General features: G+C 70.4%; 15 protein-coding genes. 7 read left to right on the top strand and 8 right to left on the bottom strand.

From position 1 onward, the window contains the following. Positions 1–50 precede the first annotated feature (50 nt). Complete coding sequence (locus ACOJVU_RS14255; protein ID WP_421530362.1) at positions 51–494, top strand: hypothetical protein; 444 nt, start codon at positions 51–53, stop codon at positions 492–494. Here the strand turns inward: ACOJVU_RS14255 and ACOJVU_RS14250 are convergent. Further along, positions 469–993 (bottom strand): helix-turn-helix domain-containing protein, encoded by a 525-nt coding sequence (locus ACOJVU_RS14250; RefSeq protein WP_421530366.1) that lies wholly within the window; start codon positions 991–993, stop codon positions 469–471. The genes ACOJVU_RS14255 and ACOJVU_RS14250 overlap by 26 nt on opposite strands. A gap of 50 nt (positions 994–1043) precedes the next feature. On the opposite strand from ACOJVU_RS14250, the gene ACOJVU_RS14245 reads away from it, so the two are divergent. After that, positions 1044–1844, top strand: coding sequence for an aldolase (locus ACOJVU_RS14245; protein WP_421530361.1), 801 nt, complete (start codon positions 1044–1046; stop codon positions 1842–1844). Further along, positions 1841–2707 (top strand): dihydrodipicolinate synthase family protein, encoded by an 867-nt coding sequence (locus ACOJVU_RS14240; protein ID WP_421530360.1) that lies wholly within the window; start codon positions 1841–1843, stop codon positions 2705–2707. Before ACOJVU_RS14245 ends, ACOJVU_RS14240 begins: the two co-directional genes overlap by 4 nt. 45 nt (positions 2708–2752) lie before the next feature. Here ACOJVU_RS14240 and ACOJVU_RS14235 read toward each other — a convergent pair whose 3' ends face one another. The 4 genes from ACOJVU_RS14235 to ACOJVU_RS14220 are packed head-to-tail and all read right to left on the bottom strand — an operon-like array spanning position 2753 to position 6361. Continuing rightward, positions 2753–3781, bottom strand: a complete 1029-nt coding sequence (locus tag ACOJVU_RS14235) for a hypothetical protein (protein WP_421530359.1) — start codon at positions 3779–3781, stop codon at positions 2753–2755. A gap of 23 nt (positions 3782–3804) precedes the next feature. After that, positions 3805–4461, bottom strand: coding sequence for a DUF5642 family protein (locus ACOJVU_RS14230; protein ID WP_421530358.1), 657 nt, complete (start codon positions 4459–4461; stop codon positions 3805–3807). Between the two features lie 56 nt (positions 4462–4517). Further along, positions 4518–5399 carry a neutral zinc metallopeptidase gene (locus ACOJVU_RS14225; RefSeq protein ID WP_421530357.1) on the bottom strand — a complete coding sequence of 294 codons (882 nt, stop codon included), beginning with the start codon at positions 5397–5399 and terminating at the stop codon, positions 4518–4520. Between the two features lie 53 nt (positions 5400–5452). Beyond that, positions 5453–6361: an oxidoreductase gene (locus tag ACOJVU_RS14220; protein WP_421530365.1), complete on the bottom strand. Its 909-nt coding sequence runs from the start codon at positions 6359–6361 to the stop codon at positions 5453–5455. 56 nt (positions 6362–6417) lie between these two features. Here ACOJVU_RS14220 and aspS point away from each other — a divergent pair, with 56 nt between their 5' ends. From aspS to ACOJVU_RS14205, 3 genes are read left to right on the top strand one after another with little or no spacing between them, the layout of a single operon-like run. Then, positions 6418–8247, top strand: a complete 1830-nt coding sequence (gene aspS, locus ACOJVU_RS14215; protein ID WP_421530356.1) for an aspartate--tRNA ligase — start codon at positions 6418–6420, stop codon at positions 8245–8247. A 51-nt stretch (positions 8248–8298) separates the two neighbouring features. Continuing rightward, a complete protein-coding gene (locus ACOJVU_RS14210; protein WP_421530355.1) occupies positions 8299–9240 on the top strand; it encodes a transglutaminase family protein in 942 nt (313 codons plus the stop codon). Then, positions 9233–10276: a zinc-binding metallopeptidase family protein gene (locus tag ACOJVU_RS14205; RefSeq protein ID WP_421530354.1), complete on the top strand. Its 1044-nt coding sequence runs from the start codon at positions 9233–9235 to the stop codon at positions 10274–10276. The genes ACOJVU_RS14210 and ACOJVU_RS14205 overlap by 8 nt, the downstream gene beginning before the upstream one ends. A 16-nt stretch (positions 10277–10292) precedes the next feature. Here the strand turns inward: ACOJVU_RS14205 and ACOJVU_RS14200 are convergent, their stop codons facing one another. From ACOJVU_RS14200 to ACOJVU_RS14190, 3 genes are all read right to left on the bottom strand, one after another. Further along, on the bottom strand, positions 10293–12965 hold the full coding sequence (locus tag ACOJVU_RS14200) for a circularly permuted type 2 ATP-grasp protein (RefSeq protein WP_421530364.1): 2673 nt from the start codon (positions 12963–12965) through the stop codon (positions 10293–10295). 23 nt (positions 12966–12988) lie between these two features. Continuing rightward, complete coding sequence (locus ACOJVU_RS14195; RefSeq protein WP_421530353.1) at positions 12989–16312, bottom strand: DUF2126 domain-containing protein; 3324 nt, start codon at positions 16310–16312, stop codon at positions 12989–12991. 86 nt (positions 16313–16398) lie between these two features. Continuing rightward, positions 16399–17412 (bottom strand): hypothetical protein, encoded by a 1014-nt coding sequence (locus ACOJVU_RS14190; RefSeq protein ID WP_421530352.1) that lies wholly within the window; start codon positions 17410–17412, stop codon positions 16399–16401. Between the two features lie 138 nt (positions 17413–17550). Here ACOJVU_RS14190 and ACOJVU_RS14185 point away from each other — a divergent pair, with 138 nt between their 5' ends. Next, positions 17551–18909 (top strand): replication-associated recombination protein A, encoded by a 1359-nt coding sequence (locus tag ACOJVU_RS14185; protein ID WP_421530351.1) that lies wholly within the window; start codon positions 17551–17553, stop codon positions 18907–18909. Positions 18910–18955 lie beyond the last annotated feature (46 nt).

The following is an 18955-nucleotide window of genomic DNA, read 5'->3' as shown; positions in this document are numbered from 1 at the left end:
AACACGGTTTCGGCCGGGCTGTCCGTAACGAATTCGGTACTGTTTCCGACATGACGAACGTGCGAAAAGCGATCAGCGGGTTGGCTGCGGCCGCCTTCGCGACGGCCTTCACGGCGGTTGTTGCACCCGCGAGTTCCCATGCGGAGCCGGCCGGCCACCAGGTCACCTACACCGTCACCACCACCGGTAACCTGACCGGCCAGGTCCGGTACATGAACAGCGATCCGCCGAGCCAATCCGCCTTCGATGCCAACTCCGCGCAGTACATGAGCACCGTGCAGGCGGTGTACACCGCGGGGGAGCCGCTCGTGTACACGACCACGCTGGCCAACCCGGACCAGTGGGCGTTCGTCAACGCCAGTGGCGGGTGCCACTGGCCGGACTGCGGCTCGGGTTCCACCCCCGAACTCCACTGCGAGATCGCTGTGGACGGCAAGGTCGTGGTGACCCAGAACGCCACCACCGGCGTCACCTGCTCGACGCGTCCCTGGTAGCGACCACGACGACCTCGCCCGATCGGCCGCCCACCGCCCGGATCCGGTGGCTGATCGACGCGTCGAAGTAGGCGCTGTCGCCGGTGCCGAGCGTGAGCGTCCGGTCCCCGTACTCGAGTTCGACGTCCCCGGCGTGCACGAACACGAACTCCTGACCCGCGTGCTCGGGATGCGGATCCTCGGCGGCATGCTCGGTCGGGCGAACGATGAAGGGCGACATGGACTTTCCGAGCAGGGCGGACCCCAGCGCCTGGTAGCGCTCGCCGCGCGGGTGCCCGGCCCGGTCGACGGCGATCCTCTCGGAGGCCGCCCCGTCGCAGAACAGCCGCCCGACATCGACGTCGAGCGCCCGCGCGACCTTGAGGGCGACCGCGATCGATGGCGTGCTGAGGCCGCGCTCGACTTTCGACAGGTAGCTCTTGGTCAGGCCGGTGGCGGCGGCGAGCCCCTCCAGCGTCAGGCCGCGTTCCCGGCGGACCGCGCGCAGCAGTGCCGTCACCGGAACCCCTTTCATGACACAATGTGTCCTTCAGTGCTACATTGTGTCACATGGTGGGCACGTTCTCGGCTGCCAAGTCCGACCTGATGCGCCGCGCCGCCGAGCAGCTGCGCGCCCACGTCGACGAGCCGCAGTTGACCACCCGCCAGAAGCTGGCGCTGACCTGCCGCGCCCTGTTCGACGCCGGGCACGACTCGGGTCTGACCGGTCAGATCACCGCGCGCGCCGAAGCGGTGGGAACCTACTACACCCAGCGGCTGGGGCTCGGCTTCGACGAGATCACCGACGACAACCTGCTGCTGGTCGACGAGGACCTCAACGTCCTCGACGGGGACGGAATACCCAACCCCGCCAACCGCTTTCACAGCTGGATCTATCGTGCGCGGCCCGACGTCCACTGCATCGTGCACACCCACGCCTTCCATGTCGCGGCGCTGTCGATGCTGCAGGTGCCCTTGGTCGTCTCCCACATGGACACCACGCCGCTCTACGACGACTGCGCGTTCCTGGCCGAGTGGCCCGGCGTTCCGGTGGGCAACGAGGAGGGCCAGATCATCACCGCCGCGCTCGGCGACAAGAAGGCGATCCTGCTGGCGCACCACGGCCAGGTGGTGGCCGGGGCCAGCATCGAGGAGGCGTGCTCGTTGGGCATCCTGATCGAGCGCGGCGCCAGGCTGCAGTTGGCCGCCATGGCCGCCGGCACCGTCCGGCGACTGCCCGGGCAGCTGGCCCGCGAGGCCCACGACTGGACACTGACCCCGCAGCGCAGCCGCGCCAACTTCGCCTACTACGCCCGTCGCGCGCTGGCCCGGCATCCCGACGCGCTGACCACCGAGGGGGGTCGCCGGTGATCCACGGCATCATCGCCTACCCGGTGACCCCGTTCGCCGACACCGGTATCGACACGGCGCGGCTGGCCGCGCTGGTCGACAAGCTGGTCGCCGACGGCGTGCATGCGATCGCCCCGCTGGGCAGCACCGGCGAGCTGGCCTACCTCGAGGAACCCGAGTTCGACAGCGTGGTCGACACGACCCTCGCCACCGTCGCCGGCCGGGTGCCCGTGGTCGTGGGGGTGTCGGATGTGACGACCGCCAGGACCGTCCGGCGCGCCGCATACGCCCAACGTGCCGGCGCCGCCGCGGTGATGGTCCTGCCGGTCTCCTACTGGAAGCTCACCGAACGCGAGATCCTCGAGCACTACCGCCGCATCGGCGACGCCGTCGAGATCCCGATCATGGCCTACAACAACCCGGCCACCAGCGGTGTGGACATGCGCCCCGAGTTGCTCGTTACCATGTTCGAAGCCATCGAGAACCTCACGATGGTCAAGGAATCCACCGGCGACCTGTCCCGGATGCGGCGCATCGCCGAACTGTCCGGCGGCCGGCTGCCCTTCTACAACGGCAGCAACCCGCTGGTGCTCGACGCGTTGTTGGCCGGCGCCTCCGGATGGTGCACGGCCGCACCGAATCTGCGGCCGCAGCCGTGCCTCGACCTGTACGACGCGGTGCGCGCGGGTGACCTCGACACGGCGCGCGCCCGCTACGACGACCTGAAAGGCTTGCTGGAGTTCATCGTCGCCGGGGGACTGGCCACCACCGTCAAGGCAGGACTGGAACTGCTCGGCTTCCCGGTCGGTGACCCGCGCTCGCCGTTGCTGCCGCTCGACGAGCGGGGTCGTGCGGCGCTGCGGGATTTGCTGGCGGGCGCCTGAGCGCGCTCGCGCGCGGTCAAAGCTGCTGACGCTGACCCTCGGGTGCTATTCGGGCAGGGCCGCGCAGGCTCCGAGAACGGTGGTGGAGGCGTAGTTCGCGGCGTTGGCCAGATGGTTGTCCCCCGGGCTATAGGTCGGTATCGCCGTGACGAACGCGCGCCGGTACTGCGCCGAGAGCACCGCGAAGTCCTGCAGCGTGGGGTTACCGGCGCGCCGGCCGAGCAGTTCCAGCTTGCCGGCATAGGCGTTCATCACCGGTGCGACGGCGAAGTTGGTCGCCTTTTGCTCCTTGTTCCACCACAAGGAGGGGACGTTGGGGTTGATCTTCTGCCAGTCAGCGGTTTTTTCGCCGAACTCGTCCAGCGCGGATTTCCATTCGGAGCACACAGGATTGGATTTGGTGAGGAAGCGCTGGGGGTGGGCGATGTTGCCCACTGGCGCGATCTGCGACGGCGGGGCCGGTGGTGGCACGAGTGGTCCGCGCTCGGCTGCCGAGCCGTCGGCCACTGCGGCGCAGATCGCGCCCAGCGCCGAGGATGCGCTGTTCGCGGTGCCCGCCAGGGTGTCGTCGGCGGGGACGTAGTGCGGGAGGTGCTCGACGTAGGCGCGCGTGTAGGCGATGAACTGCTCGTAGAGTTCTCGCACCACCCGATGCGGCGTGAGTTTGACCAACCCGACGCTCTGCGCCGCGGCGTTGCCCATCGCCTGGCCGGCGGCGAGGAACTGGATGCGTTGTTTGTCGTTCCACGCCGACGCCGGAACAGACCGGTCCCGGTCGTTCCACAGCCGCTGCCCGCCGCTTGCGAGGCTGTTGTTGATGGCTGTCCACGGCCCACACGTGGGATCGTCGATGACCACGGTGACCGGGCCGTCGTCATGGGCGCTGGCGATGTCCGACGTTGCGCCGACGGCTGACCCCGACGACGAAGTCGACGACGGATCGTTGGCCCCGGTGTGGCCGAGCAGCGTCGAGGTGGCCAATGCGGCGGCCAGCACCGCGACCGCCGTCAGCGCCAGCAAAGCCCACTTCGGGCGGTTGCTGCGTACCGGCGCATCTTCGTCATCCGACGTCACAGGGTTCAAGCCTAGCCAGCGGCTCAGCCGCGGACGGCCGAAACGGCATCGGCCAGAAGACGGCGCGCCCGGTCGACGTCGATCGGCGACGAGGGCTGGTTGGGCGCCGCCAGCGGGGTCGCGGTGACCACCACCAACGCCCGCCCGAGGTAGGCGGCGAAGTGGTAGACCTCCTGGGACTGCTCCTTGTCGTGGACTTTGGCCTGAACCTGGCGGTAGGTGCCCTGGGTGTGGGCGCCCTCGATCGTCGGTGCGTCCACCGCGTCCACGACACCGTTGACATTGGGACCGCTGAAGGACACGTGTTTGCACTGCTCGGGGACGGCGTCGAAAGGCAGTTCCTCGGCGGTCTGGAAGGCGACCGTGACGAACCGGTTCCCCTTGCCCTCGGCGAACACGGCGGCCATCTTGCCCTGGGTGCCCAGCGGCAGGCGCTGCCCGCTGGTGTATTTGCCGCAGTCCGCGGGTTCGAAGATCACATTGGGAGGCAGGCCCTGCGACCCCTCCAACTGCGGGTCGATCCCGGTGGGGCCTTTGCCCTTGACACGGTATTCGGGCCCGAATGTCGACTCGATGGTGAAGACCTTCTTGATGTCCGTCGGGTGGGCCGGCTTGCTCGACGAGCAGGCCGCGACCAGGCCGAGGCAGATCAGGCCGAGTGATGCCTTGAGGACGGACACCCTGGCAATGTACCGAAGCGCTGCGTCGCTGCCGAGGCCGCCCGGCGACACGCGGTTCAACCGAGATCGCCGGCCGAGAAGGTGTCGCATTTGTTGGGGTCGCCGGTGCGGTAGCCGGTGGTGAACCACTTCTGCCGCTGGGTCGAGGATCCGTGCGTCCACGACTCGGGGTCGATGTGTCCGGTCGCGGCCTTCTGGATGCGGTCGTCGCCCACTGACGCCGCGGCCGAGAGGGCGTCGTGGATGTCCTTGTCGCTCAAGGGCTCCAGATACGGCACGCCGGTGCTCTCCTGTTTGACGGTCGACGCGTAGTGGGCCCACACCCCGGCGTAGCAGTCCGCCTGCAACTCGGTGCGCACGCCGTTGCCCAGGGCGCCCTGGGCGCCTTGCCGGGAACGGCCGGTGATGCCTTGCAGTTGCTGCACGTGATGGCCGTATTCGTGGGCTACGACGTATTCCTGCGCGAACGGCCCACCGCTGGAACCGAATCGGGTGACGAGCACGTGGAAGAAGTCGGTGTCGAAGTAGGCCGTCTGGTCGGCCGGGCAATAGAACGGGCCGACCGCGCTGGTGGCCGGACCGCAGCCGGTGTTGACGCTGCCGGTGAACAGGCGCATGTGCGGGCGGGTGTAGTCGCGCATCAGCTGATGCCAGACCGCATCCACCGAATTGCCGGTCGCCACCACGCGGCACTGCACGTACGTGTTGGCGTCGGCCCCGGTCCGGCACCGGCTGAGGTCGAAGCCGCTGGCCACGTCGTCGCGGGTGTCCATGGGCTGCTGGCCGGTGATGCCGCCGGGGTCGACCCCGAAGAACAACGCCGCGAGCAGGATCACCAACCCGCCGATGCCGCCGCCCAGCGCGATCCGCGCCCCGCCGACGCCCCCGGACGTCGACGAGTTGCTGGTGTCGATCTGCATCCCCTCGTTGAAGGTCATCGCGCGCTCCTCACTAGGTCGGACCGGGTTCGCAGGGGAACGTGGCCACGAACTTAGCCGGGCCCGTCGCCCGCCGCGGCCAGAAGCGGCACCACAACATCGCTGATCGGCGTGGCCAGGCCGTGGGCGCGCGCCTTGCGGACGACCACGCCGTTGCGGATGTCCCATTCCAGGCGCCGACGGTTCTCCCGGTCGGCCAGCATCGAGGTGCCCATGTCCTCGGGGGCCCGACGGAACAGCTCGACCAGCTCCTCGGCCACGTCGTCGGCGAGCCGGGCCCCTTCGGCCCGGGCCACCGCGAGGCATTCGGTGACGTAACGCCGCGCGAGCGCCGCGATGTCATCGCGGCGGAACATTCCCGAACGGCGCCCGGCCAGCACCATGAATCCGGCCAGCGCGTTGACGAGCAGTTTGCGCCATGCGGCCGTGACGAAATCGGGGTCGCAGTCCACCCGGCAGCCGGCGCCGCGCAACAGCCCGGCGACCGTGTCGGCCGCAGGCCCGGTGGGCAGCACCAGCGCGGCCTCGGTGCGTAGCCGCACCCACCCCGCCGGCTGGGTTTCGGCCGAATACCACACGATCCCCGGGACCACCGGCGACGCCGGGCAGTGCGGCCGCACCTGCTCGACCTGCTCCACCCCGTTCTGCAGCACGGCCACGATGGTGTGTTCGGCGCACAGGCGGGCCAGCCAGGCGGCGGCGTCGACGGTCTGGGTGGCCTTGACCGCCAGGATCACCACGTCGGCCGGGCCGTCGATCCCGTCGGTAGCCGCGGGATCGGTGTGCACCGGGCCGGGCACCACAATGGGCTCCGCGCCGTCGGGCCGCAGCTCTATGCGGTCGCGGGGGGTGCGCCCGCAGACCAGCACCGGGTGGCCGGCCCGGTGCAGCAACGCGGCGACCGTCGTGCCGACGGCGCCGGGACCCACGAGTGCGATCCTGGTTGGAGGGTTGGTGGCAATAGCACCGAAACTACCTCCTCTAGACTGGGCATTCGTTTCAAGCCGGGTGAAAAGGAGTGTTCGTGCTGCGCAGCCACGCCGCCGGATCGCTACGCAAAAGCGACGCCGGACAGCGGGTGACGCTGGCCGGCTGGGTGGCGCGGCGCCGCGACCACGGTGGCGTCATCTTCATCGACCTGCGGGATTCCTCCGGAACCGCGCAGGTGGTGTTCCGCGACCCGGAGGTTTTGGCGCAGGCGCACCGGCTGCGCGCCGAGTTCTGCGTCGCGGTCTGCGGGGTCGTGGAGATCCGGCCCGAGGGCAACGCCAACCCGGAGATCGCGACCGGCGACATCGAGGTCAACGCCGCGGAGCTGACCGTGCTGGGGGAGAGCGCGCCGCTGCCGTTCCAGTTCGACGAGCCCGCCGGTGAGGAGCTGCGGCTGAAGTACCGCTACCTCGACCTGCGCCGCGACGGCCCGGCTGCCGCAATGCGGTTGCGTTCCAAGGTGAATGCTGCCGCCCGTGCGGTGCTGGCGGGGCACGACTTCGTCGAGGTCGAGACGCCGACCATCACCCGGTCGACGCCGGAGGGCGCCCGCGACTTCCTGGTTCCGGCCCGGCTGCACCCGGGTTCGTTCTACGCGCTACCGCAGAGCCCGCAGCTGTTCAAGCAGTTGCTGATGGTGGCCGGGATGGAACGCTACTACCAGATCGCCCGCTGCTACCGCGACGAGGACTTCCGCGCCGACCGCCAGCCCGAGTTCACCCAGCTCGACATGGAGATGAGCTTCGTCGACGCTCAGGACGTCATCGCGGTCTCCGAGGAGATCCTGTCCGCGTTGTGGGCGCTGATCGGCTACGAGATCCCCCGGCCCATCCCGCGGATCAGCTACGCCGAGGCGATGCGGCGCTTCGGCTCCGACAAGCCCGACATGCGGTTCGCGCTCGAGCTCGTCGAGTGCGCGGAGTTCTTCACAGACACCACGTTCCGGGTGTTCCAGGCGCCGTATGTCGGCGCGGTGGTGATGCCCGGCGGGGCGTCGCAGCCGCGGCGCACGCTGGACGGCTGGCAGGAGTGGGCCAAGCAGCGCGGGCACAAGGGGCTGGCCTACGTTCTGGTCGCCGAGGACGGCACGCTGGGCGGCCCGGTGGCCAAGAACCTGACCGACACCGAGCGCGCCGGTCTGGCCGCGCACGTCGGGGCGAAGCCGGGGGACTGCGTCTTCTTCGCCGCGGGCCCGGCGAAGCCCTCGCGGGCCCTTTTGGGCGCGGCCCGCAGCGAGATCGCCGGCCGGTTGGGCCTGATCGACCCCGACGCTTGGGCGTTCGTCTGGGTGGTGGACCCGCCGCTGTTCGAGCCCGCCGCCGACGCGACAGCCGCCGGCGACGTGGCCGTCGGCTCGGGGGCGTGGACCGCGGTGCACCATGCGTTCACGGCGCCCAAGCCCGGGCACGCCGGCGCGATCGACGGCGATCCCGGCAGCGTGCCGGCCGACGCCTACGACATCGTCTGCAACGGCAACGAGATCGGCGGCGGCTCGATTCGTATCCACCGCCGCGACATCCAGGAGAAGGTGTTCGCGGTGATGGGCATCGAGCGGGCCGAGGCCGAAGAGAAGTTCGGATTCCTCTTGGAGGCGTTCACCTTCGGCGCGCCGCCGCACGGCGGGATCGCGTTCGGCTGGGACCGGATCAACGCGCTGCTGTCGCGGGTGGACTCCATCCGCGAGGTGATCGCCTTCCCGAAGACCGGCGGCGGGGTGGACCCGCTCACCGACGCACCGGCGCCGATCACCGCCCAGCAGCGCAAGGAGTCCGGAATAGATGTCCGGCCCCGAGCAGGCGGACCGGGCATGAGCCGCGAAGGCGACGATGCAGCGCGAAGCGATGAGCATGAGCCGTGACCGCCGAAGTCGCGCGGCATGTGATGTGATCAGCCGTGAGGAGGAGGGGTCTTGCCAGAATCCCAGGACGGGGTCGCCCGCCGCCATCGCGTCACACACCGCACCCAGTATCGCTACTCCGCGGTGGTCACGAGCTCGTACGGCCGCGGTTTCCTCACGCCGCGTGATTCGCCGCGGCAGCGCTGCGTCGCGCACCGGTTGCACATCGAGCCGGCGCCGGCTGACGTCTCCACCAGCCAGGACAGCTACGGCAACACCAGTTCCTACTTCCACGTCACCGAGCCGCACCGCACCCTGACGGTCATCAGTGACTCCGTCGTCGACGTGTACCCGCCGGCGCCGACGCTCTACAGCAGCGGACCGGCACTGCAGCCGTGGGAGACCGCCCGGCCGGCGGGGCCCGCGGGCGCTCTGGCGCTGGAGTTCACACTCGACCTGGACCCGCCGGAGATCACCGATGAGGTGCGCCGCTATGCCGCACCCAGCTTCGCGCCCGGGCGCCCGCTGGTGGAGGTGCTGCGGGACCTGGCGTCGCGGATCTTCACCGATTTCAGCTACCGCTCGGGCTCGACGACGATTTCGACCGGGGTGGGTGAGGTTCTGGCCGCCCGGGAAGGGGTATGCCAGGACTTTGCCAGGCTGGCGATCGCCTGTCTGCGAGCCAACGGTTTGGCGGCCTGCTATGTCTCCGGATACCTGGCCACCGACCCGCCGCCGGGGAAGGATCGGATGATCGGAATCGACGCCACACACGCCTGGACCGCGGTGTGGACGCCGCAGGATCCCGGCCACCTCGAGTGGCTGGGCCTGGACCCCACCAACGACCAGATGGTCGACGAGCGCTATATCGTCGTCGGCCGCGGCCGCGACTACGCGGATGTCCCGCCGCTGCGCGGTGTCATCTACACCAACTCCGAGCACAGCGTCATCGACGTCGCGGTCGACGTGGTGCCGTACTCAGGTCCTGTCGAAGGCGACGTCGTGCATGCGTGACTTCCAATGCCCCAGCTGTGGTCAGCGCCTGACGTTCGAGAACTCCGCGTGTCTGTCGTGCGGCAGCGCGTTGGGGTTCTCCCTCAACCAGATGGCCCTGCTCGTGATCGCCGCGGGCGGGCAGGGCGAGCACGCGGGTGCCGTGGATGCCGACGAATATCAGCTGTGCGCGAATCTTCATCTCGCCGAATGCAATTGGCTCGTATCCAAGAGTTCCGGCGGGCTCTGTGACTCGTGCGCACTGACCATCGAGCGGCCCAACGACGCCGACGCCGACGGCCTGGCCGCGTTCGCCAGCGCCGAGGCGGCCAAGCGACGGCTCATCGCCGAGCTGCACGAGCTCAAGCTGCCGATCGTCGGCCGTGATACGGACCCCGACTACGGCCTGGCCTTCCGCCTGCTGTCCAGCGCGCACGAGAAGGTGTTCACCGGGCACGAGGACGGCATCATCACACTGGATCTGGCCGAAGGCGACGACGTGCACCGCGAGCAGCTGCGGGTCGAGATGGAGGAGCCTTACCGGACCCTGCTCGGGCACTTCCGCCACGAGATCGGGCACTACTACTTCTACCGGCTGATCTGCCCGTCCGGCGACTACCTGGCGCGCTTCAACGAGCTGTTCGGCGATCCCGGCGCCGACTACTCCGCGGCACTGGACCGCCACTACAGCCAGGGCGCGCCCGACGGCTGGCCGCAACGGTTCGTGTCGTCGTATGCGACCATGCATCCCGCCGAGGACTGGGCCGAGACGTTCGCCCACTACCTGCACATCCGCGACACCCTGGACACCTCGGCTTGGTGCGGTTTCGCGTCGGCGACGGCGACGTTCGACCGAACCATCTTGGGTCCCAGCGCCTTTGCGACCATCATCGACATGTGGCTGCCGCTGTCGTGGGCGCTGAACATGGTGAACCGGTCGATGGGCCGCGGCGACCTGTATCCGTTCGTGCTGCCCCACGCGGTGCTGGAGAAGATGAAATTCATCCACACCGTGATCGACGAGATGACGTCGGATTCGGGCCGGCCCGCAGCGTAGCGAGCCGACGGCCGCCTCAGGCCGGCATCACCCGTCGTTCGTCGGGCCCCCACAACGGCTGCATGTGGCCGGGCAGCGCCAGCTGCGTCGCGGTGATCGCCTCGGCCAGATCGCGCAGCCCGGCGTGTATCCCGGCCAGCAAGTCGGCGAGCTCCGCGCGGCGCCCCTCGCCGCTGACCTGCTCGAGCTCGGCGGGATGGGACCGGCGCAGCAGGGTGCCGATCTCGTCGACCAGCCGCTCCGGGCGCGACGAACCCGACGACCCGGGCAGGTCCCGCAGGTGGGCCCGCAGCCGCTCCACCTGGTGCAGCAACGACCGCGGGTTCCCGGCGTCGAACAGCATCAGCTCGGCCATCGCGGCGACGCTCACCGCGCCCGCCGTCCGGCGCCGGTAGATCACCGACGATTCGCAGGCCACCAGCGTCGCCTCGATGATGATCTGTTCGGCCGCGGCCGGCCGGACAACGGCCAGTGTGGCCTGCAGCAGGACCGTGAGCCACAGGCCCCGCTCGATGCGCTTGCCGATGTCCATCATCGTCCAGCCCGCGTCGCGCACCATGGACTCGGCAGCGACCCCCGACAACGTGAGCATCCCGGCCAGCGTCTGCGCCTGCGCCGTCGCCAGCAGCGCGTCGGCCTCGGTCAGCGAGTTCGGCGGGTCGGCCCGGTGGGCGATCGCGCGCTCCACCCCGGCCAGCACCATCCACGTGTCGTTGGACAGCTGGTCGCGTACCGCCCGTGCGGCCAGCCCCAGTCCCTCCACCGACTGCACCAGTGACCCGGACCGGCCCGGATCCATGGTCAATGACCACAGCGTCGAGGGCGCGACGGCGATCATCTCGGCCTCGTCGCCGTCGGTTCCGGTGTCGGTCCCGGTGATCGCGCCCAACGCAGCCATCAGCACCGGCACGCACGCGCTTTCCTCGGTGTCCTGGTGGTGGCGGTAAACGTGGAAACGGTCGCGGGTCACGATCAACAGCCTGGCCATGTTCTCGGCGCGCTCGCCGTAGCGACCGATCCAGAACAGGTCGGACAGCACCCGCGGCGAACTGACCGCCCAGGTTCCCGCCCCGGTCTTGGCCGGCGGCACCGGCGCCGGCAGCGTCACCGCCTCGGCCCGCGCGCGTTCCGTCGGACGCACCCAGATATCCTTGGCCGCAACAGTTTTAAGGGTGTAGGCTCCGGTTCCCGGAGCCAGTACGTAACCCACGCCGCCGATCATGGGCGCGTAACCACCGCGTTGGGCCACCGTGAACAAGCGCATCCCGACACCGGCCGACGCCAGCACCCCGGCATGGTCGGTGGGCGCCGACGAGAACCTCGGAAGCTCCTGGCCCACCCACTGCCAGGGCATGCTCTCGATGCGCGCGGCCAGTTCCGCCAGTTGTTGCGACGAAAGCGTGGGTCCGACAAGAGTTGCCCTGCCGACGGTCGATTTCACCAGCAGCGACGACAGGTTGGCCAGCAGGTGCGAGCGTTCGGCGGCGATGCCGCCCCAGTACAGCGGCGCGGTGTCCAGCAATGGGGTTTCGGCGAGCAGCCGGCCGGCCAGCCCGGGCAAAAAGCGCAGCAGCCCAGGGCTTTCCAGGATGCCGCTGCCCAGCGTGTTGACCACGGTCACCGTCCCGCGGTGCTGCGCCTCCACCAGGCCGGCCACCCCGAGGCGGGAGTCGGCTCGCAGGTCCAGCGGGTCGGTGTACAGTGCGTCGACGCGGCGGAGCACCACGTCGACGCGTTTCAAGGTTCCCAGCGAACGCATCCACACCGTACCCTCGCGCACCACCAGGTCGGAGCTCTCCACCAGCGGAAAGCCCAGCAGCGTCGCCAGATACGCCTGATCGAACGAGGTTTCGGAGTAGATGCCCGGGCTGAGCACCACGACCACCGGGTCCTGCGCGACGTCGGGTGCCGCGTCGATCAGCGCCAGCCGCAGCGCCTGGGCGAACGGCGTCGTCGGCCGCGGCGCGATCCTCTCGTAGAGGTCCGGGATCGCGCGCGCGATCACGCGCCGGTCGGCCAGCGCGTAGCCGGCGCCCGACGGAGCCTGCGTCCAGTCGGCGTTGACCGCGAAGCTGCCGTCGGGCAGCCGGCTGAGGTCGCACGCGTGCATGAACAGCTGGTGGTGTCCGGGGATCTCGATCCCGTTGGCCCAGCGCACATAACCGGGATGGGCGAACACCAATTCCGGGGGGAGCAGGCCCTCGGTGAGCAAGCGGCGCGGCCCGTAGAGGTCGGCGAGCACCGCGTCGAGCAGGCGCGAGCGCTGCACGAGCCCGGCCTCCAGCGTTTCCCAGTCCGCCGCGGACAACACGATCGGCAGCGTGTCCAGCTGCCAGGGCCGCGGTTCCAGCCCCTGCGCACCGCTCGAGCCGCCCGGTCCCACCTCGGTGTGGTTGATGCCGTCGTTGTCGATCAGGGTGCGCACCGCCGAGCGCAGCCGGTCCAGCCCGGCCCGGCCCCGCTCCGCGACCGCGTCGGCCAACTCGTGCCAGGCCGGGCGCACGGCCCCGTCGCGGTCGACGAATTCGTCGAACCCGATCGCCGGGCTGGTCCCGGCGTCCTCCCTCAGGTCGAACAGCGCTTCCTGGGCACGCGCGGCGCGGTATCCGGCCAGGAGCCGATCGGCGTCGTGGTGGCCGCCTGACGCCGAAGAAGTCTTCACCGGCCATTCGTCGGTGGCGAGCGCCATGGCCGTGTTGTCCGGGAATGCCATCACTGCTGCACGGTACGCACCCGGCGCAGGTCGAGGATGCCCGGCGCGCCGACGTCGGTGAACATGCGGGCCTGCTTCTCCCGGAGGCGGGCCAGGTCGAGTTTGCCCGGGGTGAAGCCGGTCGCCTCGAAGCGGCGGGCGCGGCGGGCCTCGGCTTCGACGGCGTTGACGGGCGGCTCGTCGTAGGCGCGCCCGCCCGGATGGGTGACGTGGTAGGTGCAGCCACCGCGGGACGTCCCGGAGGTCAGGTCCACCAGCTCGAACTGCAGTGGGCCGTCGGCCGAGATGGTCGGGTGCAGCGCACTGGGTGGCTGCCACGCCTTGAACCGCACGCCGCCGACGTCGACGTTTGGTTTGTCGGTGGCCAGCAGCGGCACCGGGTGGCCGTTGCACGTCACGACGTAGCGGTGCCGGTCGGCGCCGATGACGCGGAGCTGGATCCGTTCGACCGAGGAGTCGACGTAGCGGACGGTGCCCGTCGCGCCCGCCTCCTCGCCCAGGGTGTTCCACGGCTCGATCGCGCCACGCAGCTCCATCTCCACGCCCTCGAAAACGGCGGTGCCGATGCGTGGGAAGCGGAACTCGGTGAAGGGGTCCAGCCAGCTCGTCTCGAAGGCGATGCCGTGTGCGCGCAGGTCCGCGGCGGCGTCGGCGATGTCATGGATGATGAAGTGCGGCAACAGGTATCGACCGTGCAGGTTGTCGCCGTGGCGGATCAGGGGCGCGCGCAGCGGTTGCTCCCAGAACCATGCCACCAGCGCGCGCACCAGCAGCGACTGCACCATCGCCATGCGTAGGTGAGGTGGCATCTCGAACCCGCGCAGCTCCAGCAGGCCGAGCCGGCCGCGGGGGCTGTCGGGGTTGTAGAGCTTGTCGATGCAGAACTCGGAGCGGTGGGTGTTGCCGGTGATGTCGGTCAGCAGGTGGCGCAGCGCGCGGTCGGCCAGCCACGGTTTGGCTCCTCCGCCGGCCGCCACCCGCGCGATCTCGGCGAACGCGATCTCGAGTTCGTAGAGCGCCTCGGCGCGTCCCTCGTCGACGCGCGGGGCCTGCGAGGTGGTGCCGATGAATCGCCCGGCGAACAGGTAGGACAGCGACGGATGCCGCTGCCAGTACGTCAGCAGCGAGACCAGCAGGTCCGGGCGGCGCAGCAGCGGCGAGTCCGCCGGGGTGACGCCGCCGAGCGTGATGTGGTTGCCGCCGCCGGTGCCGCCGTGGGTGCCGTCGACGTCGAACGACTCCGTCGACAGCCGGGCCAGCCGGGCCTGCTGGTACAGGGTGTCCAGCATCCGTGCCTGTTCGGCGAAGCCGGCCGTGGGCGTGACGTTGACCTCGATCACGCCCGGGTCGGGGGTGATCGTCGTCGAGCGCAGGCGCGGATCCGGCGGCGGTCCGTATCCCTCGATCACGACCGCGCACCCGGCGTTCGCCACTGCGGCCTCGACGCGGGCAACGAGGTCGGTGAAGTGTTCCAGCGCTGCGGTCGGCGGCAGGAAGAGGTGCAGGTACCCGTCCCGGACCTCGGCGACCAGCGCGGTCGGCGGCGCCCCGTCGGGGTCGGTGACCACCGCGCCCGCCGAGTCCGTGGCCGGCGCGTCGCCCGCGTTCAGGGGATCGGCCTCGAATGTGGGGCAGGGTGGTTGCCAGCTGATCGAGTCCAGCGGCAAGCGCAGACCCGCGGGAGAGTCGCCGGCCAGCAGGACGACCCGGCCGCGGCGCAGCCGCCAGTCCGCGCTGGCCCACCCGAGGCCGTCTTCGCGCCGGTGTAGGGGCAGTACGAAAGCCGCAGGCGCGCTCAGTGATTCGTCGAGGCGGGCCAGCAGTGCGGCGCGTCGGGCCGGCGAGTCGTCGGCGAGGTCGTCGGCCGGATCCACCGGATCCCCTTCGGGCAGGCGCACCTTGGCCGCCAGCCGGTGCAGCGGATCCTCATAGGCGGGTCGCACCTGGGATGCCGGCAGACCCAGGCCGTCGGCGATGCCGGCGAGCACTACGCGGGCCGCGTCGGCATCGGAGGGCCGGGCCGGTTCGGCGGCCCACGGGTCGGCCAGCAGCGCGCCGTCGGCCCACAGCGGCCGGCCGTCGGTGCGCCAGTAGAGCGCGATCTCCCAGCGCGGCAGCGGCTCGCCCGGATACCACCGGCCCTGCCCGCGCTGGATCAGCCCCTGCGGAGCCCACGCCGCTTTCAGCCGGGCGGCCAGGTCGGATGCCCGCTGCCGCTTGTGCGGGCCGTCTGCGGCCGTCGTCCATTCCTCGTCGACCTGATTGTCCACCGACACGAACGTCGGTTCCCCGCCCATGGTGAGGCGCACGTCGGCGGCGGCCAACCGCTCGTCGACGTGGTGGCCGACCTCGCAGATCGACCGCCACGCCTCGTCGGTGTAGGGCAGCGTCACGCGCGGGTCCTCGCGCACGCGGGTGACGGTGTTGGAGAACTCCAGCACCGATTCGCAGGGCTCGGTGCCGCCGCTGATGGGCGCCGCGCTCGCCGGTTGGGGCGTGGCCGCCAGCGGGATGTGGCCCTCGCCGGCGAACAGCCCCGACGTCGGGTCCAGGCCGATCCAGCCCGCGCCGGGGATGTAGACCTCGGTCCAGGCGTGCAGGTCGGTGAAGTCGGCGGCGGGCCCCGACGGCCCGTCGAGGGCCTCCACGTCGGAAGCCAGCTGGACCAGGTAACCCGATACGAAACGGGCGGCCAGCCCGAACCGGCGCAGGATCGACACCAGCAGCCAGGCCGAGTCGCGGCACGAGCCGACCCCGCTGCGCAGCGTGAGATCCGGTGTCTGGACGCCGGGTTGCATGCGCACGCTGTAGGCGACGTCGGCGTTGACGGCGTGGTTGAGGGCGACCAGGAAGTCGATGGTGCGGGTGCCCTCGGGCACCGAGAAGTTGCGCACCCACGCGCGGACGAGGTCTCCGGGCCCCGTTTTTTCGCCGTTCTCGTCGACCGGCCGCAGGTAGGGCTCGAGGTCGTCGGCCAGCGACTTGGGGTAGGCCAGCCCGGCCCCGTGATTCAAGGGCCAGGTCTCGGCCCAGTCCTCGATGAAGAAGTCGAACGGGTTGATCACTTTGAGGTCGGCGATGAGCCCGACGGTGATGGTCAGGCGGGTCATGGGGTTGGGGAACACCAGCCGGGCCAGGAAGTTGCCCACGGCGTCCTGCTGCCAGTTGATGAAGTGTTCTTCGGGTTCGACGCGCAGCGAGTAGGCGTCGATCGGCGTTCGGGTGTGCGGCGCCGGGCGCAGCCGCACCACGTGCGGGTAGACGCGGACCAGGCGGTCAAAGGTGTAGCTGGTGCGGTGCTCCAGCGCAACTTTGATACTCATAACCGCTGATTGGACCACAGCCACCCGAAGGCCGCAGCGCAGCGGGGCGGTGCCGACAAGGCCCCGGCGTGGTCAGCCGGCCGGTGCTAGAACGGCTGGTAGCCCGGCGGTGGCCCCTGCTGGTAGCCCTGTTCGAGCGGCACGACCCGCCCGCCCGACAGCGTGCGGTAGGTGTAGATCAGGATCAGCGCGGCGACGGGAAGCGCCACCAGCAGGCCGACGCCGCACACCAGCGCGCCGATGGCGACCACCGCAACCTGTACCAGCCAGGCCAGCAGGGCGTTGCCGAAGTTCGACCAGACCGTCGACAAACTGGACGTCAGCGCGGTGACTGGCGGTTGCGCGCGGTCGATGGCGAACGGAACCGTGAACATCGCGAAGATGCCGAAGATGAGGCCGGGAAGGAAGCACAAGGTCGAGGCGAGCACGCTGAGGACGCTGACGAGCAGCGCCGCCAGGATGACCGGGCCGACGTTGCGCGGCTTGAAGAACGCCCCGATGGTCACGGGCCGCCCATCGGCGATGTCGAGGCATCCGGTCAGGAATGCGGACTGCGCGAACACCCCCACCGCGAAGACCAGTAGATAGCCGATCACCATGACAGCCCACTCGCCCGGGCCGAGATTCGTTGTGGCACTGGTGTAGTCGTCGGAGCTGGTGATCGTGGTGGCCATGCCGGTGCTCAGGGCGATCAGACCGTAGGCGGCGCTGAGCAGCAGCCCGTACACGAGGGCGGGGACGATCAGCGTGACGGCGTTCTGCGTGAACTTCTTCCATGCCCAGCCGAACGCTTCGCCGATGCTGAACGGGGGCTTGGGTGGGGGGCCGTAGCCGGGTGGGGGGCCGTAGCCGGGCGGGGGGCCACCATAGCCGGGCGGGGGGCCGTAGCCGGGTGGGGGGCCGTAGCCGGGTGGGGGGCCGTAGCCGGGCGGGGGCCCGTAGCCGGGCGGGGGGCCACCGTAGCCGGGTGGGGGGCCACCATAGCCGGGTGGGGGTGGAGGGGGTCCGCCGTAGCCGGGTGGGGGGCCGGCCGGGCCGCCTGCCTGCTCCGGATTGCCTTGAAACTCCGGATTGCCTGGATGCTCTGGAGGCTGGCTCATTTCCGTCCTCGCTGTAGGGATCGCTCTACGGGCACGCCACACGGACCTTGGCAACCGGGAACTTAGCAAAGATGTGGCCGGGGCGCGCGGATTGGCGGCACCGGGTCTGGCTCGGCGCGCCCGGTTCGCAGGCGTGGTATGCCTGAAACCGTGCCCGACGGTCTGTTCGACCTTCCCGGCGATACCCAGACGACCGACCGTGAGCCGGGCGTGTCGGCAGGCGCGCCGCTGGCGGTGCGGATGCGCCCGGCCACGCTGGACGAGGTGGTGGGGCAGGGCCATCTGCTGGCGCCGGGATCACCGCTGCGCCGCCTCGTGGAGGGCTCGGGCGTGGCGTCGGCGGTCCTCTACGGTCCGCCCGGCAGCGGCAAGACCACGCTGGCGGCGCTGATCTCGCGCGCGACCGGCCGCCGGTTCGAGGCGTTGTCGGCGCTGTCGGCCGGTGTCAAGGAGGTCCGGGTCGTGATCGACTCGGCGCGCAGGGCGCTGCTGCACGGCGAGCAGACGGTGCTGTTCATCGACGAGGTGCACCGATTCTCCAAGACCCAGCAGGACGCCCTGCTGTCGGCCGTGGAGAACCGGGTGGTGCTGCTCGTGGCGGCGACCACCGAGAATCCGTCCTTCTCGGTGGTGGCGCCCTTGTTGTCCCGGTCGCTGATCCTGCAGCTGCGGCCGCTGGGCCCCGATGACATCCGTGCGGTGGTGCAGCGCGCCATCGACGATCCCCGCGGGCTGGGCGGGCGGGTCCGGGTGCACCCCGATGCCGTCGACCTGCTGGTGCGACTGGCGGCCGGCGACGCCCGTCGCGCCCTGACCGCGCTCGAGGTGGCTGCCGAAGGGGCCGCGGCGGCCGGCGACGAGGTCACGGTGGAGACGATCGAGCAATCTCTGGACAGGGCTGCGGTGCGCTACGACCGCGACGGCGACCAGCACTACGACGTCGTCAGCGCGTTCATCAAGTCGGTGCGCGGCTCCGACGTCGACGCCGCGTTGCACTACCTGGCCCGCATGCTCGTCGCCGGGGAGGATCCGCGCTTCATTGCCCGCCGACTGATGATCCTGGCCAGCGAGGACGTCGGCATGGCCGACCCGGCCGCGCTGCACACCGCGGTGGCCGCCGCGCAGACCGTACAGCTGATCGGCCTGCCCGAAGCCCAGCTGACGCTGGCGCACGCCACCGTGCACCTGGCCACCGCGCCCAAGTCGAACGCGGTCACCACCGCGCTGGCGGCGGCGATGGACGACGTCCGGGCCGGCAAAGCCGGCCCCGTCCCGGCGCACCTACGCGACGGCCACTACGCCGGAGCGACCGCCCTGGGCAACGCGCAGGGCTACAGATACTCGCACGACTCCCCGGACGGTGTTGTGGCGCAACAATATCCGCCCGACGATCTGGTGGGTGTGGACTACTACCGGCCCACCGGCCGCGGGGGTGAGCGCGACATGGCGGGACGGCTGGAGCGGCTGCGCGCGATCATCCGCCGCCGGCGGGGCTGAACCGTCCGCAGGGATCGAGGCCGCAGCCGGGCGGGGGCACCCCGGC

Source organism: Mycobacterium sp. THU-M104 (assembly GCF_049197365.1).
Lineage (GTDB): Bacteria > Actinomycetota > Actinomycetes > Mycobacteriales > Mycobacteriaceae > Mycobacterium.
Note: the sequence above shows the minus strand (reverse complement) of the source record. Positions and strands in the feature narration are given on the sequence as shown.